This window comes from Lactobacillus sp. HBUAS51381, from assembly GCF_012641095.1.
Classification (GTDB): domain Bacteria; phylum Bacillota; class Bacilli; order Lactobacillales; family Lactobacillaceae; genus Levilactobacillus.
Map to the genome: position 1 here is coordinate 25,340 of NZ_JAAVSC010000019.1, position 23,916 is coordinate 49,255.

Here is a 23,916-nt window from a genome sequence, read left to right on the forward strand (position 1 = left end):
TGCTTGCGTTTAACCAGAAAAAAGTAGTTGTGAAGGGACTTTAATTCGTTATGGAAAATAATGGCGTCAAATTCACCCCCATCTTGTTGGGGAGTGACTTCAACGTTTACGGGATGGCCCGCTCATTTTACGATCTTTATCATGAACCCGTGCAGGCCTTTGCTAGCATCCAGCTGGCGCCCACGCGTTATACAAAAGTGGTTAACTTGGAACTGATCCCGGGCTTCGATGAGGACCCCGTTTGGATCGAAACGATGCGTAAATTAAAGGAACGCTATGCCAACCATCCGGAACCGGTCATCCTAATCGGTTGTGGGGATGGTTATGCCGAGCTGATTAGTAAGCATAAGGCGGAGCTGGAAGATGTCTTCATTTGTCCGTACATTGATTACGACAAGCTGCGGCATTTGAATAACAAGGAAAACTTCTACAAGGTTTGCGACCAATATGATTTACCGTACCCCGCCACGCGGATCATCACCAAGGCAGAAGCCACGGCCGGGAATATCGATCAACCCTTTGATTACCCAGTAGCGCTGAAGCCGGCGAACAGTGTCGAATGGCTCGACGTTCACTTTGAAGGTCGGAAGAAAGCGTTCCGGATTCAAAGCGAAGCCGAGTTCAAGGACATTGTGGCCAAGGCCTACGCTAATGGGTATACGTCCGACCTGATTTTGCAGGACTTTGTCCCCGGCGATGACAGCAACATGCGGGTCCTGAACGCCTACGTCGACCAGCATCATCACGTGAAAATGATGTGTCTAGGTCATCCGTTGCTGGAAGATCCCGCCCCATCCGCAATCGGAAACTATGTGGCGATTATTCCGGAATACAACGAGACAATTTACCACAACATTCAGACGTTCCTGGAAGCCATTGATTTCACCGGTTACGCTAATTTCGATATGAAATACGATGTGCGTGACCAGACGTTTAAGCTATTTGAGATCAACTTGCGGCAGGGCCGGAGTAGCTTTTTTGTGACGTTAAACGGCTACAATCTTGCGGATTGGGTTGTGAAGGACTATGTTAAGGATGAATTGGTTGACGCACCAACCGTTTATGGCAATCAAGATGAAAGCAAGCAAGCACTCTGGTTGGGTGTGCCGGTCAAGGTCTTCAAGCAATATACACGCGAGAATGCGGATAAGGAACGGGCATTGAAGCTGATTGCCGCCGGGAGATATGGCACCACGTATCGTTACGATCAGGATATGAACCTCAAGCGGTGGGCGTTGATTCAGTGGATGCAGCATAACTATGCCGTCAACTTTAAGAAGTATTTCGCAGAAAACAAGGGGTAATGACCATGCAAAAATTCTTTACGATTATTGGTGGTATGGGTACGATGGCCACCGAAAGTTACGTGCACCAGTTAAACTTACGGACACCAGCCCACGCCGATCAAGAGTATTTGAATTATATTTTGGTTAATCACGCGACCGTTCCGGATCGGACAACGTATATTTTGGATCACAGTCAGCCCAGTCCGCTACCGAGCTTGTTAGACGATATTCGCCAACAGAGTCAATTGGGGCCGGAATTCTTTGCCCTCCCATGTAATACGGCGCATTATTTTTATGATGACTTACAGGCAGCCACGGATATTCCAATTCTGCACATGCCACGTGAGGCGGTTAAGGAAATTAAGCGTCGTTATCCCGAGGCCAAGCGCATCGGAATTACGGGGACTCGCGGAACAATTGCCGACAAGATCTATGAACAAGAGCTGGTTGCGGCGGGATTGGAGCCCGTGTTACCGACCGAAGCCATCGAAAATGAAACCATGACGTTGATTTATCACGACATCAAGGAAAACAATACGGTGAATGCGGCCCGCTTCCACGGGATTGTCAAGGACATGGTGACCCAGCAGCACGCCGATGTGGTGATCCTCGGGTGTACGGAATTATCGTTAGCCCAAGAACGGGAGCCCGAAACCGAGTTTCCAACGATCGATGGACAGTCTATACTGGTTGACCGGACGTTGGAGTTGGCTTTGAAGATGCAGAAGGGAAAATAGGCCTTTCAATTAGAAAATTCAAAAAGCGTAGGTTGCTTGTGGTTTAAAGCAATCTACGCTTTTTTATCTAGAGATGATAGTGACCTGGGGATACGCCAACATGAGCTTTAAACGTTCGAATAAAATGACTGTAGTTGCCAAAGCCACATTGAATACAGGTATCAGAAACGCTTTGCCCGTTTGCAAGGAGTTCTTTGGCTAGTTCAAGTCGTTTCTCAATAATGTAAGTATGTAGCGGTAGCCCCATATAGCTCTTAAAATAACGGTTAATATATGCAGATGTTAAGAAGAAATGTGAACTGAAAGCGGATAATGTGAGATCACCGGATAGGTTCAGATCAACAAATTCAGTGATTTGCTTAATTAGTGAAGGGATCATATTCTTCTTGTCAGGTCGGTTGAATGGGGAGGCAGTGTTGGCAATTAACATGATTTGGGCAATCAAGGCTTTCCGCTTGATGTCACTGCCATAGTCAGACGCATCAATTATAGGAATGAGTTGGTGACAGAGAGAGACGTACGTTGACATTTGCTGAGCGTCTAATTTTAAAATATTAATATCATTTTTGCCGTTTACATAGAAACAATCTGCCAGATTAGTTTCCGAAGTAGAGAGTTGGTCGATAACATTTGGTTTGAGGTTAAGGACAATTCGCTCATAAGGGATGACGTCGTGAACGGTCATAGTTCTGTGCCAGACACCAGGTGGAATCAAAGTCAGAAAACCTGGTTCCATATGATAGGTCAATTTATCAGTAATGAGGTTAATATCACCTGATATATATAGCTCTAGTTCAAAACCAGTATGTTTATGGAAAGGCATGCTGTATTGGTGATCGCTCTTATGAAGACAGACAATATCATACTTGATCGTACTATCAAGTGGTAAATCCAAATAATTCATCAATAATTCCTCCCCTCTAAAAAATGCGTTTCGTTGAAAGCGCTACCATTTTCTGAATTTAGTATACCGCATTTCGTATATATGTTGAATGTCAAGGTTCGTTTTCGCAATAAACTGAAGGCTAAACGCAAAGAATATTCTTTTTGAAGCGGTTACAATTTAAATTAAAGAAATGAAGTTAACACGTTTCTAGTTTTTAAGAGTTGCGCAACTCGTGGAATTAGTACTAACCGATGAGTATAAAGAATAGGAAGTGCGGATATTGAATGGACTAGAATCAAAACCACAACGCCGAATTACGTGGTTTACGCGAATTGCTTATGGGAGTGCCAACCTGATTGGGAGTGGGGCTTCAAATATTTCAAATGCTTGGCTCTTATTCTTCTTGACAGCCTTTGGTCATATTCCGGCTTGGCAAGCGAGCTTAATCTTTGCGATAACATCCTATATGGATGTTATTGCTAACCCAATCGTTGGTTTCATTAGTGATAGCCTGTATTCAACGAAGTTAGGGCGACGGTTTGGTCGTCGCCGATTCTTCTTGTTAATTAGCATGCCACTGATGATTTTATACCCGGCAATTTGGATTAGCGGCATGAATTTCTGGTATTACCTAGTTACCTATATGGGATTTGAATTGGTTTATGACTTGATTATGGTGCCTTACGATACATTAGCTGTGGAAATGACATCTGATTTCAAACAACGCACCTATTTAACTGGTAGTAAGGCTTTGTTTGGTAACATTGCGAGCTTTCTAACAGGGGCATTGCCTGGTGTCTTCTTTACAATTTTAGGTAAGCAATCGCCATATGCTTATCTGGCAACTTCCCTAACGTGGGGTATTGTGATGTTAACAACGTTGATCCTAGTTTATAAGAATTCTTGGGAACGAAAGCCAGAAGAAGTGGCAGACGAATACGTTGGGAATTTCTGGTTAGGGTTAAAGAAAATGTTCATTGATGTTTTGTCTACTTTCAGAGTTCGAGCGTTTCGATTACATTTGGGTAATTATCTATTTGGGGCACAAGGAGCTCTAGTTATTTTTACCACGATGTTCACCTATTTTGTGGTGTACGCATTACAACAATCGGCCACTTTAGTTTCTGGAATGAACAGTCTTAATAGTATCGCACAGATTATCGCGACATTTGCGTTTATATTTATTTGTGCTCATAAAGGATTTATGGGACCAAACCAAGTGGCCTTGACCTTCTTGATTCTCTGTGTGTTTTCCTACGCAAGTATCTATTGGCTTGGTATCTCCGGCAGTATTGTATTCATCTTGCTGACAGGACTCTCAGTTATCATGGGGTTGAGTATGGGGGGAACTTACTACATTCCCTGGACGGTTTATGTATTTATGGCAGATATTGATGAACTGGTTACCAATCGTCGTCGGGAGGGGATCCTGGCCGGAGCAATGTACACCTGCAATAAGTTCTTGAAAGCGACGATTCTGTTTATTATCGGGGCATTACTATCCGCTGCTGGTTTTAAAGAAGGTTTAGGTACGCAGTCCAGTTCAGCAATTGATGCGATTGTATGGTTGTTTGTTGGTGGGACGACGCTGTTAACCTTAGTCGCAATGTACAGTACGCATCGATTGAAAATATTCAATCAGGCAACTCATCAAATTGTCTTAGATGAATTGGCTCGTGTGCATGCGGGTGGTAAATTGTCTGAAGTTACTGATAAAAACCGAAAAGTTGTTGAGCAATTAACGGGATTTGAGTATGAAAAGTGCTTTGGTAATAACAATGTTGGTTTTAAGGAATCTAAGGGAGATTGATGATGATACAATCTAATGAACGAGTAAAATTGAAGGTGGCTCCGGCGTCATTAACAGCAACTTCCTGTGACTTAGTCTGGCGACAATTTGCAGAACCTATGAAAAGCTATACAGTTTTTCAGGATGGAGTGGAGTTGACAAAAGTGGGTAGTGAACATACCTACTATCATGCGGATAATCTGAATCCGGAACAAATCTACAATTTTGATATTCAAGCGCAGTCGGCTGATGATAAGCTAGACCAAGTACTACGAGTGACAGTAAAGACGCTTCGGCAACATGACTGTCTTAATGTTTGCCTGCCACCGTACAACGCTGACGGTACAGGCCATCAAATAGAAACGAATCGCATTCAACAAGCCATTAATGATTGTGAACCAGGGGGGACCGTATTAATTCCAGCTAAATCAATTGTTTGTAGTGGGGCATTAGATTTGAAGTCAGAGATCACACTAGAAGTGGATGGCCGATTGCAAGGCAGTCATGATCCCAATGATTATATATACACAAAGACAATTTCTGCTAATGGTACGCGTCGCTGTAATTCGGATGGTCTAGTTTTAACGCGATATGAGGGGTGGGAGTTATATTGCTATCGCAGCCTACTTAATATTGGTTACTTGGATCCAGATAATCGGGATCGTAAAACCTGTCAGAATGTTCGAGTCTGTGGAACTGGACAGATTAGAGGTGGCGGTACTGAATTAGGGGATGCAATGGAAAAAATCTATAGTGATCCACAGGCCTATCCAAAATACGTTTCGGATGGCATTCCCGGTCGTCGGGTACGTGGTCGGCTAGTCAATGCTATTCAAGTGAGTGATTTGCAATTGACGGGAGTATCCTTTGAAAATCCACCTTGTTGGACACTACATTTGCTTTACTGTGATGCAGTCACAGTTAACAACATAGGTATTTCATCTCAAGGTATTGATAATGGAGATGGAATTGATCCAGACTCTTCGCAAAATGTTTGGATTTTCGCGAATACATTTGATACTGGTGATGACTGCATTGCAATCAAGTCTGGCAAAAATCCCGAAGGTAATCGAATCAATCGGCCATCTCGAAATATTGAAATATTTGATTTGAAAATGACTGGTGGTCATGGATTGGCAATCGGAAGTGAACAGTCGGGGGGGAGTCGAGAACGTTGAAATTCACCATTGTAGGATTCAAGATACAGATTCCGGTATTGAGCTAAAAGCTAGTGATGAACGGGGTGGCTATATTAAGAATGTACGGATTCAAGATTGCTGTATTGATAGTTTCTTTGCACATTCAACGCCATATAATAGTGATGGCGTGAAGGCTACAGAACTTCCGAAATTCGAGAATATTCAACTACAAAATGTTGAGATATCTGGAAATCGCAGGAACTATGATGTCATGGGGCATCCTACGCATGCGAAGGGAAAGGCAATCGAGTTGATTGGCTTTGCTCCTACACTCGAGAATAATTCCGACTATTTTATCAACCAGCTTACTTTAAACAATATTAAAATTGATCGTCCAACGGATTCAATATACTTGAATCGGTGTAAGAATGTTCAGTTTAGCAATATCCATGGGGCGGATGAGACATCACAAGAAGTTAGGATTAGTTTTGGACCTCAAGTTTTACAATTTCAGTTGAACTAATTACCAGCAGTAATAGAATACACCAAATAACCCAGGAAAACGGCCACCGCCGCTTCCTGGGTTATTTTTCATAAACATCGAATTAGTGAAATGCCAATGTCAATCCTAAACCAACCGTAATCAGGGCCACAACGCCCAATATCCAGTAAATCAGATGTGGGGTATCGCGTTCCATCTTCCGGCCAAAGCTAACCTCGATCAACGCAATTGTGGCGATGCCCAGCGCAAACTTGAGACTAATCAGTAGGGGGGCATGTGCGAACGTGCGAATGCTGAGCACCACACCGCTAATGATCATCACTAAGTAGGCCAGTCTTGCCAAAAGTAAAAATTGGGTTATCCGTTTTTCTGAATGTCGGGTGAGACCCAGGATCACCAAAACGGTTAGGACGATCCAAGTCCAAAAATGTAAGGCCAACCACATTGTAAACCGCTCCCTTAAGCACTGTTTGCTTCAAGCCTACCATATTCGACCGCTAAAAGTGAATTAATTACTCAGGTGATAAACGACCTCGGCGAGCGGACCGTAGTGATGGGTGGTGACCAATTCCAGCTCTTGCTGGTGGGGAAGTGTCTCAAACAAGCGTTTTCCGTTTCCCAGCAGAACTGGCGCAATCTGCACGTAGAGGTCATCCACCAGATGTGCTGTTAGCAACGGGGTCAAAATACCACTGCCACCAACGATCCAGACGTTTCCACTGTGGGCCAAGCGCTGCGCTAAGGTCGTCACCGGTTCGCTGGTAAAGGTGAATCCCGGTTGGCCCGGATGGGAGCGATGCGTCATGACGTAGCTGGTCATTTGCGGGTTGTGGGGATTCAACGGCGCGTGCGGCGCCAATTCTTGGACGGCGTCGTAGGTTACCCGCCCTAGAATCGCACTGCTCATTTGCTGGAGTGTCTCCGCGCCAACGTCGTTTGGAATTCCTGAAAGGTTGGTTAGCCAGTCAATCCGGTCGTCCGGCGTGGCCAGGTAGCCATCTAATGAGATGGCCCCGTAAAATTGAATGCGTCCCATGCTATTTGCCTCCTTAGTAAAAAGAACGCGCCACTCGCAGTGACGCGTTCTCTTGAGCAATTTATTAGGCGTCTAAGCCGATCAGACTCGTGGACTTTGCCCAGTAGGTATTACCGGCAACTGTCACGCGGTACCAAGTCGACCCATCGCTGGCCTTATAGCCTTTTTTGTTAATCTTAGCGGTGGTATTGGCCTTGAAATCTTGCGTGTGCGCCATCGTCTTGGACAAGTAGTTCGAGTTCAACACGTGGTTGTATAACGCGCTATTCTGTGTCGTGTTCAGCGTGGGCGTTCCACTCGCGTCACTGTAAGTGACCTTAGGGAAGTTCAACACCTTGTTGTAAACCCAGTACTTGTAACCCGAGTTCTTGCCAAAGCGAATCCGGTACCAGGTCCCACTCCAGCCGCCTTTCTTGACGCCACGGCTATCGACATAGACCTTGGCCCCGCGGTGATCGGCACTGAGATTACCCCAGCCAATCTTACGGGCACCATTGGTTCCCTTGATGTGATTGTAAACGGTCCAGTTGGTGTAGTTGTTGGCTAACGTGGCCGTTTCGTTATTACCGCCATGGTAGTAACTCACCGTCTTGGGCTTTGCCGTTGGCTTATTTGCCACCGTATGCTGCGTGGAGTCATCGGTTGACGTTGTGTCCGTTGTATTGCTCCCACCCAAGTTGGCGTACTGCGTCTTGACCAAGCTAACGAAGTCGGTCATGTTGTAAGTTGTGCCGAAGTATTTCTTCGCGTTGGTTGCCCAGTAGCCGTCGGGATCGGAGTGAGACGTGCCACCCAGAAGATTCGAGACATCGTGATGAGAAAGGACGGTCGTGTACCGCTTAGGCGTCAGACCGTATTGCTTCAAAATGTAGGCTGTATAGTATGCCGCGTTGTTCAGTTCGGATGCGAAGGCCGCTTTGGAGTGGACCTCCACCTGTTCGAATTGCACGTAGCGTTGGTTGGCAACGGGCCCGGCCCCCCAGCTCAGGTACTTCGTGTTGGCGATGTTGATAATACGACTAGCATCTACAAAAGTGTGCACGAAGGCATTATTATAATGGCCAGTCATGTAGCTGATTTCACCGTAGATATTTGAGTTAGGGTTGGCCGTTTCGTGGACCACGACCCCCTCGGGTTTGTTGTAACGATAGCTATTTTTCGGTAAGACGGCCTGGTAAGATTTGGTGATCTTAGGCGTGCTGTAGTCCTGGTTGCCAATATAAGTATTGATTGCATTGGCACTTGCGGTCGTGGACGACCAGAATAGACCCAGGCATCCCGCTGTGAGGGCGATTCCCCGAATAGCCCAGTGTTGCCATTTCTTCATCATAAACTTTTCTCCTCCTGCTGAATGGTTCTTAATTAAAAAAAGATGTAACGCAACGCCTCGATTATAACGTATTTCTCGAAGGTTGAATATTAAACAAGTAAGGGGGTAATCTACCGGCGTTGTTCGGAATTGACCGTCATCGTCATGAAAATAGTTAGATAATTTGGATAACGATCGGATTTTCATTCATTGCTTTCTTAAATCAGCCTTAAAGTTCGTGATACGCTCTTTGTTTCAAACTTTTTACATTTATGTGGCAGAAATAGAAGGGGGCAATGCTTGCGCTTAAAGTTAATATTGACTATAATTGTTATTTGCATACGAAAGGAGCGACGAACAATGGCTGAGACGACTGAGATTAAGATTGGCGATTACGTTGCGGCAAAGAAATTTGGTCCCCTGGAACATGATTTCACGGGTGAAGTGACCAAAGTGTATGATAATTCAGTTTTAGTTGAGATTCGGGACTACGATCCAGCTGATAAGACGGCGGTTGGAGATATGAACAACCGTGCCGTTGTACGCAAGTCAGCTGCCAAGATTACGGGGAACAAAGCGGATAAAAACTAGTTTTTATTGAATATTTTGAATTTATTTGCAAAAAGATGATGACAACTCACAAATGGTATGCTATACTCATTTGTGTTGTGCGGGTGTAGTTTAGTGGTAAAATTCAAGCTTCCCAAGCTTGCGTCGCGGGTCCGATTCCCGTCACCCGCTTTCGAATGGGGCGGCCTTAGGGTCGTCTTTCTTATTATTCGAAAGCACCTCAGACGAAATAGTACAGTACATCATGATTTTCAGCGAGTCCGGGCGGCTGTGAGCCGGGCAATCAGTGTGGTGGAACGGAGCGGCTGAGTCAATTAAATTGATCATTTAAGTGGACTTTTAAGTCAAACAGAGTGGTACCGCGGGAAATCTCGTCTCTTACAAATAATTTTGTAGGGGACGTTTTTTTATCTCGCCGGTAAAATGATGTAAACTAAACCCACCACGTCATTGATGAAGGCAACTAATAGGGAGGAAAATTAGCATGGATTACAAACAAACAGTAACTGCTGCGTTAGCCAAAGCGCTGGACGGTCAACTGACGGCGGACGAAATCGCCGCCAAGCTGGAACGGCCCAAGACGTCTGATAAGGGGGACATGGCGTTCCCAACGTTTACGTTGGCCAAGGTCTTGCACCGCGCACCCCAACAGATTGCGCAGGACTTAGCGGACAAGCTAGACACGACCGCCTTTGAAAAGGTGGAAGTCGTGGGTCCTTACCTGAACTTCTTCTTTGACAAGGGCGCTTACAGTGAAGCCACATTGAAGACGGTGTTGACGGCCGGTGCCAGCTATGGCCAAAATGAAGATGGTCATGGTGGTAACGTGCCAATTGACATGTCCTCACCAAACATCGCCAAGCCAATGTCCATGGGTCACCTGCGTTCAACGGTGATTGGGAACTCTATCGCTGAGATTTTGACCAAGAACGGGTATCATCCCATCAAGGACAATCACTTGGGCGACTGGGGAACCCAATTCGGGAAGTTAATCACGGCCTACAAGTTGTGGGGGAACGAAGCCGACGTTAAGGCCGATCCTATCAACAAGTTGGTTGAATACTACGTCCGCTTCCACAAGGAAGATGTCGACAAGCCAGAATTGGACGACATCGCACGTGAATGGTTCAAGAAGCTCGAAGACGGTGACGAAGAAGCCCACCGTCTGTGGAAATGGTTCCGGGAAGCTTCCTTACAAGAATTCAACGATGTTTACGATGAATTAGGCGTTAAATTCGACACTTATAACGGGGAAGCCTTCTACAATGACAAGCTCGAAGAAGTCGTTCAGATCTTGAAGGACAAGCACCTGCTGGTTGAATCGCAAGGCGCCCAAGTGGTTGATTTAAGCAAGTACGACCTGAACCCAGCGTTAATTCTCAAGAGTGACGGGGCCTCCCTGTACATCACGCGGGATATCGCCACGGCGCTGTACCGTGACCGGACGTACGCCCCGGCCAAGAACCTCTACGTCGTGGGGTCCGAACAGACCTACTACTTCAAACAATTAAAGGCCGTGCTCCGAGAAATGGGTGTGAAGTCCGCTGACAACCTCCAACATGTGCCATTTGGGCTGATTACCGTGGACGGCAAGAAATTGTCTACGCGTTCCGGCCGGATCATCCTGTTGGCCAAGGTGCTGGAAGAATCCGTGAAGTTGGCCGCTGAAGAAATCAATGAGAAGAACCCTGACTTGGCGAACAAACAAGCCGTTGCCCAACAAGTGGGTGTCGGCGCCATCGTCTTCGGTGACTTGAAGAACGAGCGGACCAACAACATCGACTTTGTCTTGGCCGACCAGTTGAAGTTTGAAGGCGAGACGGGGCCTTACGTCCAGTACGCCCATGCGCGGGCCGAAAGTATGTTACGCAAGGCGGCCGGTGTTGACGTTCAACCAGCTGGGAACCAAATCACCGATCCCGAGGCTTGGGACACGATTAAAGTCTTGGCCGACTTCCCAGCCATTGTGAAGATGGCTTGCAAGGAATTGGAACCTTCCGTGGTTGCCAAGTATGCGATTCGGTTGGCGAAGACGTTTAACAAGTACTACGCTCACTCCAAGATTCTGACGGAAGATGCCGAATTATCGGCTCGGTTGGCCCTGGTTAAGGCCGTGTCAACGGTGCTCAAAGAATCCCTGCGTCTGTTAGGGGTTCAAGCACCTGATGAAATGTAAGCAGCATAATTAATTAAATGATTTTAGCGGCTGTGACTATTGGGAGACTGATGGTCACGGCCTTTTTGCTGTTTAACTAAGGGTTGAAAGATAGAAAACAGCTAGAATCCTTGATGTGACAAGACTATCATCCATTATAATATGATAGTCGCGTGCTGGCCGCCTTACCGTTCGCCAAATTTGGTCTGGAACGCGGTGGGAAGAATCGGGAAAAGCCAAAGTACTGTCTTTTCCCTCGCTTTGAACCGTCAGCCCGCTATCGTCTTGTCATCAACATAGCCGAAACGTGTGCCAACAGGCAACTGGCTCCGCTTAACACTGATAGACAAATAATCCAAAGGCAGGATTATCCGCCTATCAGCGTTAATGCTCACCAGTTAACCGCCTGTAGGCACACTCTTGTCAACGGCTGAGACCAAATTTGACTCACTCACGGCTACATGAGATGCATCCAATTAAACTGGCAGAACGTTGCCATTCCAGCGATGTCACCGCACATTGAGTCGATTTCAATTATATGTAACCGGAGGCAGCCAGAGATGTAGGCAGCCGTGACAGCGCTGTAAGCTGTGCAACAGCTTACAGCGCGGGACGTGTTTGGAGACTGATGGTTTTTATCAGGCTTCAAACCGAGCCGGAGGACCGGTTCTCAGGCCGCAGGCGGTCCCCACAGCGCCGGAATCTCTGGCAGCCGCAGGTGGTCGGTGATGATTGATTTTATGGCGATAAGCCTTGTCAGCTGGGGACTGGGATATGTTCGTGAACTTTCAACCTTTAGCTGTTTAAGTTCAGTAGTTTTCCGATCATTGGGGAGCTTCCTTTTGCGTTGAAAACGAATATTTGGTACACTTGCTTTATAAATATGCAGAGACGTGTGGCTAAATTCCGCATCCTTTGTTATACTTAATGCAATTTTATGCGGGAGGGTGGTCGCCATGAAGAAAAGCATGCGTCAATCACGAATCGAGCAGCTAATCAATCAGTATCCCATTGGCACTCAGGAAGAATTAATGGAACATCTCGAGGAGGTTGGCATCCAAGCGACACAGGCCACCATCTCGCGAGACATTCGAGAAATGCAGATCGTCAAGGCACAGGATGGTCACGGCCATTTGCGCTATACAATTTTTAAGGCCGGAAATCGGAGCGAAGAAGAACGGCTCCGTGAGACGATCAACGAAGTGGTCACGGGTTTGACCCGCGTTGAATTTGTCAATATTTTGAAAACGCTGCCGAGCAACGGGAATCTGTTGGCGGCAATCTTTGATGACCTCAATCTCCCCGAAGTGGCGGGGACGTTGGCGGGGCATGATACGATCTTTATTATTAGTCCCAGTGCCGAGGTCGCGGTGAAGTTGCACGACATGATTGCCGACGAGATGAATCCGGATATTGTCCACTAATTCAAGCAGTAAGGTACAGAGGCGTAAAGCGAATCGTCGTTCGTTTTGCGTTTTTTTGTTGAGTGTATTCGGACGTTAAGCTATTTTAAAGCTTCGTAAAGTTTCGGTGAAATTTCGGGGGAGCGTAAGGACTATGCTAAAATGTCTATATTACACCCCAGCCCCAGATTTCAGCGATCCGGGGGACGACGGGGCATAACGGAGACTGGCATCATCGCCAGCTAACCAAGTCAGCATGCAATCTGACAATGGAGATAAGAGGCTACTATGAATAATCAACAACCTAATCAGGACTTTTGGTCAGGCTTCAAGACGCGTTTCGCCTACATCTGGCACCGATTCCAACTGACTCGGTGGTTGATTGTGATTGTGTTGAGCGGGTTCTTGTTGTTGAGTGGGTACCTGACATTTATGGCGAAGACGGCCAATGTCGGTGATCTCAAGGCTGCGTTGGAGAATCCCACGCAGATCTATGACCGAAGTAATAAGAAAGCCGGGACATTGTACTCGCAAAAGGGGACATACGTTCCGTTGAAACAGATTTCACCTAACGTACAGAACGCGGTCATCTCAACCGAGGACCGTAACTTTTACCATGAATATGGCTTTTCGTTCAAGGGGTATGCGCGGGCCTTCTGGCTGTATGCCAAGAACAAGGTGCTTCGGCATAACTACATCAGTGGTGGGGGGAGTACGCTGACCCAACAGTTGGCCAAGAATGCCTATTTGACACAGGAACAAACCTTTACACGGAAGTTTAAGGAGTTATTCCTGTCGATTGAAATTGAAAATGTGTACTCTAAGAAGGATATTCTGTCGATGTATCTGAACAACGCCTACTTCGGGAACGGAGTCTGGGGTGTTCAGGATGCGGCCGAACGGTATTTTGGCACGTCCGCGGAGAATTTGACCGTCCCAGAATCCGCCGTATTGGCGGGGATGTTGACGTCACCGAGTGGCTACAATCCCATCGATCACCCGGCCGCGTCTAAGGCTCGCCGAAACGTGGTGATTGGGCTGATGGCCGAGACGGGCGCGATTACCAGCGGCCAAGCCAAGCAGTATCAGGCCACGGCGTTAACGACCAGCGATAACTATGCCTATAAGAACACGTACAAGTATCCTTACTTCTTCGATGCCGTGATCAATGAGGCGGTTAGCAAGTATGGATTGACCGAATCTGAGATCATGAACAAGGGCTACAAGATCTACACGACGCTGGACCAGTCGAATCAGCAACAGATGCAGACGCTGTTCAAGAATAATAGTTACTTCCCAGCCAATGCCAGCGACGGGACCAAGGTTCAAGCCGCCAGCATCGCCATCGATCCGAATACCGGGGGTGTCGAGGCTGTCGTCGGTGGTCGGGGCAAGCACGTCTTCCGGGGCTATAACCGGGCAACGCAAATGCAACGACAACCAGGTTCGACAATTAAGCCACTGGCGGTTTACACACCGGCCCTGGAGAATGGCTACTACTACGATTCGGAACTAACGGATAAGAAGAAGTCTTATGGTTCGAACCACTATACACCGGGGAACTACGGCAACCAATACAGCGGTAAGATTCCGATGTATCAGGCATTAGCGCAAAGTACCAACGCGCCGGCCGTGTGGTTACTCAATAAGATCGGTGTCGACAAAGGGTATGAGTCGGTGAAGAAGTTTGGCTTGCCGGTAACCAAGTCCGATAAGAACCTGGCGTTAGCGTTGGGCGGCTTGAAGACCGGGGTATCGCCACAGCAGCTAGCTCAGGCCTACACGGCATTTGCCAACAACGGAACCATGTCGTCGGCCCACTACATTCGTAAGATTGTGGATGCATCGGGGAACGTCGTGGTCAGCACCGATGATAGCCAGGCCAAGACCACTAAGGTCATGTCCCAGAAGACCGCTAAGCAGATGACCAGTATGATGATGGGCGTCTTTAACTACGGGACTGGGGCGAGTGCCAAACCGTATGGCTACACGATTGCCGGGAAGACCGGGAGTACCGAAGCCGATGGGGATGCCGATGCCACGCGGGATAAGTGGATCGTCGGGTACACGCCAGATGTGGTCGTCACAACCTGGGAAGGCTTCGATAGCACCAGCAGTAAGCATCACTTGGAGAACGTCAGTGGGATCGGTGAAGGTCCACTGTTCCAGGCCGAAATGCAAGGCATCCTGCCGAACACCAAGGGAACGTCCTTCACCACAAAGGATGCCTCCACGCTGGCTAAGGCGCAGAATTCCGGGACCGATTCCTCGGCGAGTGATATCTGGGATCAGGTCCAAAACGGCATCGACAACGCTGGCAAGAGTTTTAACAACGCCGCCGACAAGGTGAAATCGTGGTGGGAAAAGGCAAAATCCTACGTGGAATAGCCGAAACGCACTGGGGTTGCACGCTAAAGCATGGTACAATAGTTGGTGATTAACTTATCCGGGCGGACGCCCACCGAGGAGGAACACTAATGGCAGACATGCACGCATTGGGTGAACAAGTGGCCCAAACCTTGCAAGAAACGCAAGAATTCAAGGACCTTCAGGCAGCTTTTGACACGATGAAGGCTGACGACGAAACGTACAAGTTGTTTAAGGAATTTGAACAAATTCAAATGGACTTACAACAAAAGCAAATGACGGGTCAACAACCAACGGACGACGAAATGAAGCACGTCCAAGAAGTTGCCGGTCGCGTTTCCGAAAAGGATGCCATCAAGGCGTTGATGGATAAGGAACGGGGCGTTAATGACCTGTTAACCGAATTAAACAAAATGATTACCCAACCCATTCAAGCCATCTACCAAGGCTAGGGTTCAAGAGAGTCGTCGGCGCAATCCTTCCATTCGGGAGGTCGGCGCCGGCGATTTTTTTAGGTGAACGGTGAGGACTGATGCTGTTGAGCTACCGCCCGCAGTGGGTCAGCCCAAGTGTGGCGTACGGTCAGGCTTCAGTCCAATAAATTATAATTGATAAAAACATAAAGAAAGGCAGGCCCGAATCATGAAATTTATTCATGCGGCTGATTTACACTTAGATAGTCCGTTTTTGGGGCTGCAACACTTGCCCAGCGCTCTATTGACACAGGTACGAGAATCCACGTTTCATGCGGCCACTGCCGTTTTCGACCGGGCCATCGCCGAGCAGGTCGACTTCGTTTTGCTCGCGGGGGACCTGTTCGATCGGGCCGAACAGAGTGTGGCGGCGCAAGCGTATTTATTCCAACAGTTTGACCGGCTCAACGCGGCGAAGATTCCCGTACTCATCAGTTTCGGAAATCACGATTACTTGGCCGATCAGCATCAAACCGTGGCTTATCCGGCCAACGTCACGGTCTTCGGCGCCGATGTGAGCACCCAGACGTTGACGCTGGCTTCCGGGGAAACGGTGGCCATCAGTGGCTTCAGCTACCCCCAACGTTGGGTCACGTCCGATCAAACGCCGGCGTTTCCCGATCATGCCGCGACGGATTGGCACATTGGCATGCTGCATGGCGCGGTCGCTACCGGGAGTGACGATCACTATGCGCCGTTCACCGTGGCCGAATTGCTGGCCAAACGCTATGATTACTGGGCGTTGGGGCATATTCACCAGCGTCAGTTGCTGGTAGAACAGCCACCCATGCTGTACGCCGGGAACACGCAGGGGCGCGCCATCACCGAGGCCGGTGATCGCGGCGCCTATCTGGTCACGAGCGTCGCCGGTAAATTGGTACCGCAGTTCTTCAGTGCGGCCGCCATTCTGTGGGCCGCACCGCAATTGGACTTGGCGGATGTGACGACGCTGACGGCGTTGAGCCAGCAGTTAGTGACGTGGCTGGCGGCCAATCCCGCCGATCGCCCCACACTGACGGCGATGACCGTTCATTTGCCACAAACCTTAGCACATGAGGATGCGGATCAACTTGCCAGCGGGGACTGGCTGACCCTCTGGCAGCGGACCCAGCAGCGGGCCATGCGTCAGGCCAACCGTTACGTCATTGCGGTTACGGTCACGGTCCACGGCGCTTCGGTCAGTGCCCCCCAGTTAGATCAACAGTACTGGGAACAAGGGGCCGCCACGACATTTACGCCGGCCAACCTGCAAGCCTTGTTTGGTAAATTAGCCCAGTCTCCGGCGCTGGCCGACTGGTTCACCCGGGCGCAGACCCCGAGTGACCTTGAGGCGGCGGCGCAACAAAAATTAGCCCAGTTGATGGGGGAGGAGGATGACCATGCGTCTTAATCGACTCACGATTTATGGCTTCGGTAAATTTCACGACCGTACGTTCCAACTCACGGCGGGACTGAACGTCTTACTGGGGCCTAATGAGGCCGGAAAATCAACGTTGACGCAGTTTATCAGTGCCATCTTCTTTGGATTTCCAACCAAGAAGCATCCCGAACTGCGGTATGAACCGTTGGACGGTAGTCGCTTTGGCGGCGAGATCGCTTTCACCCTGGCCGGGACAGACTATCTGCTCAGTCGCGTCGATGGTCCGCGAGGCGGGAAGGTTACCCTCCGGAATACGACGTTGGACTTAACCCTCCCGGCAGCCACCCTCCCGCGGCTAATGGCGCCGGTGGATGCGCAATTATTTAAAAACGTTTATGCCATGAACGAACCCCAACTGGGAACCGTGTTTGCCGCATCCAAACAGGAGTTGGTCGATCGGCTCCGGCATGTGGGAGCGGTGGGGAGCGATTTCTGGCTGCACCAGGCCCGACAGTTGGACCGGGCCGCCGATGAGGTGTATAAGCCGCAGGGCCGCAAGCCGGCCTTGAACCAGTTACTCCAGGAACACGCGGAACTGACGGCCAAATTAGAGAAGGCCAACGCCGGTTATGCCAGCTATTGGGACCTGCTCCAGCGGCAACAACAACGCCGTCAGCAGCAAACGGATCTCCAGCGTCAGTTGGCCGTCCAACGCCAGATTGCTGGCCAATACGATCGGCAATTGGCGTTGTGGCCCGTTTATCAGCAGTGGCGCAAACTGGCAGCCACGCCGGAAAGCACACACAGGGGATTCCAACAGCGCGATGCCACGGCTCTGGAACGTTTGACCAATCAAGCCAAGGCCACGCGGGCGTCGCAACAGGCGGATCAAGATCAGTTGGCCGGGTTACAGGAACAGCAGCAGCTCGACCCGTTATTTCAGGACTATCTTCTGGTGAGCGCACAGGTTGATCCCCTGATTGTCCAGCTACCAGACATCACCATCGCCGAGCGCGAACGACAACGTCTTCAAACGGATCAAGCCGACCTCCAGCGGCGGGCCAGCGAGATTGAGCAGCAGTACGCCACGCATGGTCAGATGCCACGTGCCTTTTCACTCGTCACGACGCAGCAGGTTCGTCAGTTAACGTCTAACCTGTCCTTGGCGACGCAGAAACGCCGACGATTACAGCAACAGCTCAATCAGCTTAACGAACGATATCGGCAGCAACAACCAACGCGACAGCAACGAAAAAATCCCTTGGCCGATAAACAGATTGGCTGGCTGGCCGCCGGGTTAATTGTTTTGGTGGGATCGATGTTTTTACCGGCAACGCTCTTTAAACTCGCCGGAGCCCTACTAGGGGTCGCCGTGGGCTATTACGGTGTCTTTATTGTGGATAGCAGCACGCCGGCTAGCCGACAACAGCAATCGCTAGAGGATGACATTCGTGACGTTCAGGCGCAACTGCGTGAGACCAGTCAGGTCATCGAGCAGGTGACCCGGCAGCTCGATGATATTGGCGACGCTCATGGGTTGGGCGATATCTCGGTTGACCAGTGGGCGGCGGCCCAGACGGCCATCGTGACCTGGGATCGGCTGACCCAGCGTCTCGAGGCGGGCACGGCACAACTGGCGACGGCGACGCAGACGGTAACGGATTTCAAGGCCGCCATTCAACGCGTCCTACCGCGCATGACGGTGACCAATATGGGAGATTTGACCACCCAGCTCAAGGATTTACAGGTGACGCAGCAACGCCTACAGTCACAGGAAAGCGACGTCGCGGCGATTGCCGCGCGGTTGAAACGCGATCAGTTGGCGGTTGATCGGGCCCAGCAGGCCGTCACGACCTTCCTACAGACGCGAAATGTTCGGAGTACGGATGCCTTTTATCGTCAGTACCAACAAGTCCGCGAGCAGGGAAATCGGCTCAGCCAACGGGATGCACTGGCTCAGCAAATGGGCGACCAGCAGTTGGCCGCCTTGCAGCGGGTGACCGATCGGGCCACATTGGTTCAGCAGGCGACGACCGCAACCAGTCAGGTCACCAAGTTTCAGCGCCAGTTAGATACGGTGACCGAGGCGTTGGCCACGGGGGCGGGGCAGTTGGTTCATTTGACCGCAAGCGGCACGCAGGCTACTTTACGTCAACAGCTGGCGAACTTGGAAACCCGGATGCAGGCGCTCACGCAAGACTGGTTGGTCGATCGGCTGGTGAGTCAGTGGATTGCAGCTACGTTAGCCGCGGCTTCGGGTGATCGATTGCCCCAGATTGTCAAAACGGCTAGCCAATTCTATGATAAATTAACGGAAAACCGGTATACTGAAATTGAACTCACGCCAACCACGCTGCGGGTACGCCGAACGGACGGCGCTTGGCGGTTAGTCAGCCAGCTCTCGCGGGGGACGGCGGAACAACTGGACTTGGCGGTCAAGTTGGCCTTTGCCGTCGTCATGGCGGAACGGGTGGCGATGCCCGTGGTGATTGACGATGGCTTTGTGAATTTTGATGACCAACGCCGGCGGGCGGCTTACCGACTATTGGCGACGATTAGCGCCGACGTCCAGGTGATTTTGCTCACGGCCGATCCAGTGGTCACAGATGAATTAACCACGGAAAATTTGATTCGATTAACCGATTAGGAGGGTCTAACATGGCGGCAACAAAACAATTAATGGACTATGCAGTAGACGAAGCGGTTGACTTATTCGTGCTTCTTAAGTCTGCCGATGTGCGGGTGGCGAAGAACGGGAAGCAGTACATTGCTCTGGTCTTTGAGGATCGTTCCGGTGAGATTTCTGGAAAATACTGGGATGCGTCTGACGAGGACGTGACCAACTATGTGGCGGGACGCATCGTCCACCTGCAGGGTAAACGGGAGAATTATCAAACCCATCCCCAGATTAAGATTTTCCATCTGCGGTTGTCTAAACCTGGCGAACCCGCCGATCCGGAACTTTTCATCGAACAGGCACCCATGGATCGGGCGGCCATGGAAGACTACATCAACCAAACGATTTTTGAGATTACGCAGCCGACCTGGAACCGGCTCGTTCGGAAGTTACTGGGAGAGTATCAGGACCAATTCTTCACGTATCCGGCGGCAAAGAGTAACCATCACGCGTTCAAGGGGGGCTTGGCGTTTCATACCATTTCCATCCTGAAGTTGGCCCATTCGGTGGTCAAACAGTATCCAGACTTGAACGCGCCGTTGCTGTTCGCCGGGGCCATCCTGCATGACTTGGGGAAGACCATTGAGTTGTCGGGACCACAATCGACGACCTATACCCTGGCCGGTAACTTGGTGGGGCACATCGTTTTGATTGATGGTGAACTGGTGCGGGCCTGCGATCCGTTGAAGCTAGATCCTCAGGCCGAAGACGTGCTGCTGTTGCGGCATATGATCCTCAGTCATCATGGTTTGTTGGAATATGGGTCACCAGTGCGGCCGGCCTTACGAGAAGCCGATGTGCTCCATCAATTGGACGAGCTCGACGCCTCGATCATGATGTTAGATACTGTGGTGGAACATACGGAGCCCGGCGAATTCTCAGAGCGGGTCTTTGCCCTGGATGGTCGGCGGTTCTATCGGCCAACCACGGATGCACCGAAGAACCAGCAGGACTAGTCGCTATTAGCGGTGACACAAGTAGATGTTAAGTTGGTATTAGAAGGGATGCATGACATGACAAACCGGGATAAAATGCACACGGGCGATCTCTACCTGCCGGATGATCCGGCCATCGAGGTCGAGCAGCAACGCTATTTAGATAAACTCTACGATTATAACCATACGCGGCCGAGTCAGCCCGAGCAGCGACAAAAATTGCTTCACGAGTTGTTCGCGGAATTGGGGCCGAATTGCTACATTGAACCGCCATTCCACGCGAACTTTGGGGGTCATCACGTTCACTTTGGCGCCAATATTTACGCCAACTTTAACCTAACGTTGGTCGATGATACGCACATTTACGTGGGGGGTCACACCATGATTGGGCCCAACGTCACGTTGGCGACGGCGGGCCATCCGATCAACGCGGCACTCCGGGCGCAAAACTACCAGTACAACATGCCCGTTCATATTGGGCGAAATTGCTGGCTAGGTGCCGGTGTGATTGTCCTGCCGGGGATCACGATTGGCGACAACGTGGTTATTGGCGCGGGGAGTGTTGTGACTAAGGATTTGCCAGATAACGTGGTCGCGGTGGGCGATCCGTGCCGCGTCATGCGTGAGGTCAACGACCACGACCGGGAATTTTACTTTAAGGACCGGCGAATTGATCCCGCATTGTTTGATGAGTAAGCGTGTAAAAAAGCTAGTGTTCGTGTGTCTCCTCGAAAAAGGGGGAGGGCACGTGAGCACTAGCTTTTTGAGTATGAATGGGAACAGAAGAGAATTCGAGAAGTTCTGTCCCAAATTAAGCAAATACGGAAATTATTTTTCGAGTTGTTCGGTGATTAGGGCAAGTAGGGCATGTAAGTCATCGGTGGTTGCGCGATTCTTAACGAAGCTGCGGGCCTTTGAGCGATCAGAGATGTAGCGGGTTCGTTCTTTATGAGCCGCGTCCCATTTTTTATTCGCTGCTTTTTTAGCTGCGGAATAGGGTTGTGCTGACATGAGTCACCTCCTAATTAGGTATTAAGCTATTTCTGAAAACAGAGACAATAACAGCGATGTTGACACATCTGGAACACCGCTTTTCGCTTACATTAAATATACCGTATGCAAGAGTCGTAACCAAACGTTTTCTGAAAATAGGCCATACCTGATTGTTAGAGGAATGTCTTACCTATAGACCAGAAGAAACAGTGTTAAAAAGCGGGCCAAGATGGGGGAGCGATGGGGCTGATCCCGCATTTAAATGAAAAAAATCCCCGGACCATCATAACTGATGATCCAGGGATTTTCATGAATTTAGAAATTACTTAGATGATGAAGTTGAAGTGGTTGAAGACTTGCTTGATGATAAGTAATCAGACAAGATGTTCTTCAAGTCGTTATCCTTGATGGAAACGTCACCCTTCTTCAAGACCTTGGCAACCACGTTGTGCAGAACAGTCGAATCGTTCATGTCGTTGTCGATGATTTGCTTCTTAAGTTCAGCCTTGTGTTGGTTGATCGTGCCCTTACCAGGGTTCTTCAACATTAAGATGACGTGGTAACCGTATTGCGTCTTAACAGGCGTAGCGGTGTATTCGCCAGTCTTCAGCTTGAAGGCAGCCTTCTTGAAGGTTGAGTCCAAAGAAGTATCGGTGCTATCGAAGGCACTCAACTTACCACCCTTATTCTTGGTAGCCGTATCAGTGGAGTACTTCTTAGCTAACTTCGTGAATTCAGTCGTCATGTCGCTCTTCTTAGTCTTCTTTAAGTCGCTGATAATCGTGTTAGCAGTGGACTTCTTGGAAACCAAGATGTGGGCAACGGAAACTTCTGGTTCGTAGCTCTTGAATTGCTTCTTGTATTGCGCGTCCGTAACCGTAACGTTGTCCTTAACGGCTTCCTTCAAAAGTAAGTTAGAACGAATTTCAGTCTTTAAGCTGGATTCCGTCATCCCACTTTGGGAAAGAACACTCTTGAATGATGAACCGTATTGGGTCTTGTAAGTGTTAAATTGCTTGGTAACGGCAGACTTGGAAACCTTGCTACCGTATTGCTTTTCCAAGACCTTGTTCAGAATCATTTGTTGCAAGACTTGCTTACCAGATGAAGTTCCCTTCAAACTGCTGTAGTAAGCACTTTCGGTGATTTTACCACCGCTAGTGGTTGCAACGGTTTGGTTCCCACAACCAGCAAGCGTTACCGTCAGTAACAAGCCGGCAAGGGCGATAAACCATTTCTTCATATTACTCAACACATCCATTCATCAAAATTGGTGTAAACACCATACTTGGATATCATAACACAAAAATTCGCAAACCCAAAAAGGTACGAGAAGCTTTACAAAAAGTTCAAAATTACAGTTTGTCCCACCGGGAGACGGTGTCTTCAATGACTTCAACGCGCGGCGCAATCTTAAAGGCGAATTTTTCGACATCGCTCTGAATGTCTTCAATCGCAGGCGTTGCCGCAGTCACGGCATCATTGAGGGCTTGGGCTTTAGCCGTCAACCGATCCTTGGCGTTTTTGACATCATCGACTTGGTCCGCGGTGGTCTTGACTTGCGCGCGAACCTGCTTGACCCAGGTTCGCGGATCCTGTTTGGTCAACGTAAAGTAGGCTGCCAAACCAACCCCGGTGGCCAGGGTGACCCCAGTTAAGAATTTTCCAATACCCATGGTTAGCCCTCCAATTGTGCCTTGATTTTAGTCTGAATGGCGGCGTAATCGTCCGGTGTGTAGTTGGCAGAATTATCCTTGAAGATCATTCGGAAATCATCGTCGTCCGTGTAGCGGGGAACGAGGTGGAAGTGGGAGTGAAAGACGGATTGATAGGCCACCGTCCCGTTGTTGTTGACGATATTCATACCCGTGATCTTGGGATTGGCATCCTTAACGGCGCGGGCAATCCGCGGAATCCGGGAGAAGACCGCCGCGGCAAGGTCGGCATCGTAGGCAAAGATGTCCTTGACGTGGGTCTTGGGAATCACCAGCGTGTGACCGGGGGTTCCCTGCGAGATATCCAGGAATGCCTTAACGATATTATCTTCGTAGACGGTGTAGCTGGGAATATCTCCCTTTAAGATTTTGCAAAAAATGCAATCATCGTCATAGTGCGGTTCGAGTGTCATTTTAGCCATGAAATCTCCTTCTTTCGCATCGATTTCGTTTATTATACACCATCAACAGGGCGTGATTCACCACTATCGTTCGTTCACTGAGTGAGCTATGGTATAATAGCTGAGTTATGACCGGATGGCGTGGTCCTTGAGAGACGCTTCGGTTAGTTTAAAGGAGAAATG

General features: G+C 49.2%; 22 protein-coding genes and 1 tRNA gene. 15 read left to right on the forward strand and 8 right to left on the reverse strand.

What is annotated here, in order from left to right:
* Positions 1 to 50: 50 nt before the first annotated feature.
* Positions 51 to 1,304 carry a carboxylate--amine ligase gene (locus HEQ50_RS07770; protein WP_168899950.1) on the forward strand — a complete coding sequence of 418 codons (1,254 nt, stop codon included), beginning with the start codon at positions 51 to 53 and terminating at the stop codon, positions 1,302 to 1,304.
* A gap of 5 nt (positions 1,305 to 1,309) precedes the next feature.
* On the forward strand, positions 1,310 to 2,023 hold the full coding sequence (locus HEQ50_RS07775; protein WP_168899951.1) for an aspartate/glutamate racemase family protein: 714 nt from the start codon (positions 1,310 to 1,312) through the stop codon (positions 2,021 to 2,023).
* 67 nt (positions 2,024 to 2,090) lie between these two features.
* Here the strand turns inward: HEQ50_RS07775 and HEQ50_RS07780 are convergent, their stop codons facing one another.
* Positions 2,091 to 2,927, reverse strand: coding sequence for a helix-turn-helix domain-containing protein (locus tag HEQ50_RS07780; protein ID WP_168899952.1), 837 nt, complete (start codon positions 2,925 to 2,927; stop codon positions 2,091 to 2,093).
* A gap of 262 nt (positions 2,928 to 3,189) precedes the next feature.
* Between HEQ50_RS07780 and HEQ50_RS07785 the strand changes: the two genes are divergently transcribed.
* The 3 genes from HEQ50_RS07785 to HEQ50_RS07795 are packed head-to-tail and all read left to right on the forward strand — an operon-like array spanning position 3,190 to position 6,360.
* Positions 3,190 to 4,719 carry an MFS transporter gene (locus tag HEQ50_RS07785; RefSeq protein ID WP_168899953.1) on the forward strand — a complete coding sequence of 510 codons (1,530 nt, stop codon included), beginning with the start codon at positions 3,190 to 3,192 and terminating at the stop codon, positions 4,717 to 4,719.
* Positions 4,719 to 5,876, forward strand: a complete 1,158-nt coding sequence (locus tag HEQ50_RS07790; RefSeq protein WP_232842713.1) for a glycoside hydrolase family 28 protein — start codon at positions 4,719 to 4,721, stop codon at positions 5,874 to 5,876. Before HEQ50_RS07785 ends, HEQ50_RS07790 begins: the two co-directional genes overlap by 1 nt.
* Positions 5,827 to 6,360, forward strand: coding sequence for a hypothetical protein (locus HEQ50_RS07795; RefSeq protein ID WP_168899955.1), 534 nt, complete (start codon positions 5,827 to 5,829; stop codon positions 6,358 to 6,360). Before HEQ50_RS07790 ends, HEQ50_RS07795 begins: the two co-directional genes overlap by 50 nt.
* Positions 6,361 to 6,442: 82 nt before the next feature.
* On the opposite strand, the gene HEQ50_RS07800 is transcribed toward HEQ50_RS07795, so the two are convergent.
* From HEQ50_RS07800 to HEQ50_RS07810, 3 genes are all read right to left on the reverse strand, one after another.
* Positions 6,443 to 6,784 (reverse strand): DUF1516 family protein, encoded by a 342-nt coding sequence (locus HEQ50_RS07800; protein ID WP_168899956.1) that lies wholly within the window; start codon positions 6,782 to 6,784, stop codon positions 6,443 to 6,445.
* A gap of 63 nt (positions 6,785 to 6,847) precedes the next feature.
* Positions 6,848 to 7,375 carry a dihydrofolate reductase family protein gene (locus HEQ50_RS07805; protein WP_168899957.1) on the reverse strand — a complete coding sequence of 176 codons (528 nt, stop codon included), beginning with the start codon at positions 7,373 to 7,375 and terminating at the stop codon, positions 6,848 to 6,850.
* A gap of 64 nt (positions 7,376 to 7,439) precedes the next feature.
* Positions 7,440 to 8,705, reverse strand: a complete 1,266-nt coding sequence (locus HEQ50_RS07810) for an N-acetylmuramoyl-L-alanine amidase family protein (RefSeq protein ID WP_232842711.1) — start codon at positions 8,703 to 8,705, stop codon at positions 7,440 to 7,442.
* Between the two features lie 339 nt (positions 8,706 to 9,044).
* On the opposite strand from HEQ50_RS07810, the gene HEQ50_RS07815 reads away from it, so the two are divergent.
* The 10 genes from HEQ50_RS07815 to HEQ50_RS07860 all read left to right on the forward strand — a co-directional run bounded on the left by HEQ50_RS07815 (position 9,045) and on the right by HEQ50_RS07860 (position 21,320).
* On the forward strand, positions 9,045 to 9,275 hold the full coding sequence (locus tag HEQ50_RS07815; protein ID WP_057733531.1) for a DUF2187 domain-containing protein: 231 nt from the start codon (positions 9,045 to 9,047) through the stop codon (positions 9,273 to 9,275).
* 79 nt (positions 9,276 to 9,354) lie between these two features.
* A tRNA-Gly gene (locus HEQ50_RS07820) sits at positions 9,355 to 9,425 on the forward strand.
* A 313-nt stretch (positions 9,426 to 9,738) separates the two neighbouring features.
* Complete coding sequence (gene argS / locus HEQ50_RS07825; RefSeq protein ID WP_168899958.1) at positions 9,739 to 11,430, forward strand: arginine--tRNA ligase; 1,692 nt, start codon at positions 9,739 to 9,741, stop codon at positions 11,428 to 11,430.
* 935 nt (positions 11,431 to 12,365) lie between these two features.
* A complete protein-coding gene (locus HEQ50_RS07830) occupies positions 12,366 to 12,833 on the forward strand; it encodes an arginine repressor (protein WP_020089242.1) in 468 nt (155 codons plus the stop codon).
* A gap of 267 nt (positions 12,834 to 13,100) precedes the next feature.
* On the forward strand, positions 13,101 to 15,200 hold the full coding sequence (locus HEQ50_RS07835) for a PBP1A family penicillin-binding protein (RefSeq protein ID WP_168899959.1): 2,100 nt from the start codon (positions 13,101 to 13,103) through the stop codon (positions 15,198 to 15,200).
* 89 nt (positions 15,201 to 15,289) lie between these two features.
* Positions 15,290 to 15,631, forward strand: coding sequence for a YlbF family regulator (locus HEQ50_RS07840; protein ID WP_168899960.1), 342 nt, complete (start codon positions 15,290 to 15,292; stop codon positions 15,629 to 15,631).
* Between the two features lie 190 nt (positions 15,632 to 15,821).
* Positions 15,822 to 17,042 carry a DNA repair exonuclease gene (locus HEQ50_RS07845; RefSeq protein WP_168899961.1) on the forward strand — a complete coding sequence of 407 codons (1,221 nt, stop codon included), beginning with the start codon at positions 15,822 to 15,824 and terminating at the stop codon, positions 17,040 to 17,042.
* On the forward strand, positions 17,032 to 19,659 hold the full coding sequence (locus HEQ50_RS07850) for an AAA family ATPase (RefSeq protein ID WP_168899962.1): 2,628 nt from the start codon (positions 17,032 to 17,034) through the stop codon (positions 19,657 to 19,659). The genes HEQ50_RS07845 and HEQ50_RS07850 overlap by 11 nt, the downstream gene beginning before the upstream one ends.
* Positions 19,660 to 19,670: 11 nt before the next feature.
* Positions 19,671 to 20,645: a 3'-5' exoribonuclease YhaM family protein gene (locus tag HEQ50_RS07855; protein ID WP_168899963.1), complete on the forward strand. Its 975-nt coding sequence runs from the start codon at positions 19,671 to 19,673 to the stop codon at positions 20,643 to 20,645.
* A gap of 57 nt (positions 20,646 to 20,702) precedes the next feature.
* Positions 20,703 to 21,320 (forward strand): sugar O-acetyltransferase, encoded by a 618-nt coding sequence (locus HEQ50_RS07860; RefSeq protein ID WP_211089269.1) that lies wholly within the window; start codon positions 20,703 to 20,705, stop codon positions 21,318 to 21,320.
* A 132-nt stretch (positions 21,321 to 21,452) separates the two neighbouring features.
* Here the strand turns inward: HEQ50_RS07860 and HEQ50_RS07865 are convergent, their stop codons facing one another.
* The 4 genes from HEQ50_RS07865 to HEQ50_RS07880 all read right to left on the reverse strand — a co-directional run bounded on the left by HEQ50_RS07865 (position 21,453) and on the right by HEQ50_RS07880 (position 23,754).
* Positions 21,453 to 21,635 carry a hypothetical protein gene (locus HEQ50_RS07865; protein WP_168899965.1) on the reverse strand — a complete coding sequence of 61 codons (183 nt, stop codon included), beginning with the start codon at positions 21,633 to 21,635 and terminating at the stop codon, positions 21,453 to 21,455.
* A gap of 304 nt (positions 21,636 to 21,939) precedes the next feature.
* Positions 21,940 to 22,860: a peptidylprolyl isomerase PrsA gene (locus HEQ50_RS07870; RefSeq protein ID WP_168899966.1), complete on the reverse strand. Its 921-nt coding sequence runs from the start codon at positions 22,858 to 22,860 to the stop codon at positions 21,940 to 21,942.
* 112 nt (positions 22,861 to 22,972) lie between these two features.
* Positions 22,973 to 23,293 carry a hypothetical protein gene (locus HEQ50_RS07875; RefSeq protein ID WP_168899967.1) on the reverse strand — a complete coding sequence of 107 codons (321 nt, stop codon included), beginning with the start codon at positions 23,291 to 23,293 and terminating at the stop codon, positions 22,973 to 22,975.
* A gap of 2 nt (positions 23,294 to 23,295) precedes the next feature.
* Positions 23,296 to 23,754: an HIT family protein gene (locus HEQ50_RS07880; protein WP_370520137.1), complete on the reverse strand. Its 459-nt coding sequence runs from the start codon at positions 23,752 to 23,754 to the stop codon at positions 23,296 to 23,298.
* Positions 23,755 to 23,916 lie beyond the last annotated feature (162 nt).

Coding starts and splice junctions, on each gene's coding strand:
- HEQ50_RS07855 (WP_168899963.1), top strand. CDS start 19,671: ATGGCGGCAACAAAACAATTAATGGACTATGCAGTAGACGAAGCGGTT.
- HEQ50_RS07805 (WP_168899957.1), bottom strand. CDS start 7,375: ATGGGACGCATTCAATTTTACGGGGCCATCTCATTAGATGGCTACCTG.
- HEQ50_RS07845 (WP_168899961.1), top strand. CDS start 15,822: ATGAAATTTATTCATGCGGCTGATTTACACTTAGATAGTCCGTTTTTG.
- HEQ50_RS07865 (WP_168899965.1), bottom strand. CDS start 21,635: ATGTCAGCACAACCCTATTCCGCAGCTAAAAAAGCAGCGAATAAAAAA.
- HEQ50_RS07795 (WP_168899955.1), top strand. CDS start 5,827: ATGGATTGGCAATCGGAAGTGAACAGTCGGGGGGGAGTCGAGAACGTT.
- HEQ50_RS07780 (WP_168899952.1), bottom strand. CDS start 2,927: ATGAATTATTTGGATTTACCACTTGATAGTACGATCAAGTATGATATT.
- HEQ50_RS07815 (WP_057733531.1), top strand. CDS start 9,045: ATGGCTGAGACGACTGAGATTAAGATTGGCGATTACGTTGCGGCAAAG.
- HEQ50_RS07860 (WP_211089269.1), top strand. CDS start 20,703: ATGACAAACCGGGATAAAATGCACACGGGCGATCTCTACCTGCCGGAT.
- HEQ50_RS07850 (WP_168899962.1), top strand. CDS start 17,032: ATGCGTCTTAATCGACTCACGATTTATGGCTTCGGTAAATTTCACGAC.
- HEQ50_RS07870 (WP_168899966.1), bottom strand. CDS start 22,860: ATGAAGAAATGGTTTATCGCCCTTGCCGGCTTGTTACTGACGGTAACG.
- HEQ50_RS07775 (WP_168899951.1), top strand. CDS start 1,310: ATGCAAAAATTCTTTACGATTATTGGTGGTATGGGTACGATGGCCACC.
- HEQ50_RS07835 (WP_168899959.1), top strand. CDS start 13,101: ATGAATAATCAACAACCTAATCAGGACTTTTGGTCAGGCTTCAAGACG.
- HEQ50_RS07880 (WP_370520137.1), bottom strand. CDS start 23,754: ATGGCTAAAATGACACTCGAACCGCACTATGACGATGATTGCATTTTT.
- HEQ50_RS07840 (WP_168899960.1), top strand. CDS start 15,290: ATGGCAGACATGCACGCATTGGGTGAACAAGTGGCCCAAACCTTGCAA.
- HEQ50_RS07800 (WP_168899956.1), bottom strand. CDS start 6,784: ATGTGGTTGGCCTTACATTTTTGGACTTGGATCGTCCTAACCGTTTTG.
- HEQ50_RS07790 (WP_232842713.1), top strand. CDS start 4,719: ATGATGATACAATCTAATGAACGAGTAAAATTGAAGGTGGCTCCGGCG.
- HEQ50_RS07830 (WP_020089242.1), top strand. CDS start 12,366: ATGAAGAAAAGCATGCGTCAATCACGAATCGAGCAGCTAATCAATCAG.
- HEQ50_RS07810 (WP_232842711.1), bottom strand. CDS start 8,705: ATGATGAAGAAATGGCAACACTGGGCTATTCGGGGAATCGCCCTCACA.
- HEQ50_RS07875 (WP_168899967.1), bottom strand. CDS start 23,293: ATGGGTATTGGAAAATTCTTAACTGGGGTCACCCTGGCCACCGGGGTT.
- argS (WP_168899958.1), top strand. CDS start 9,739: ATGGATTACAAACAAACAGTAACTGCTGCGTTAGCCAAAGCGCTGGAC.
- HEQ50_RS07770 (WP_168899950.1), top strand. CDS start 51: ATGGAAAATAATGGCGTCAAATTCACCCCCATCTTGTTGGGGAGTGAC.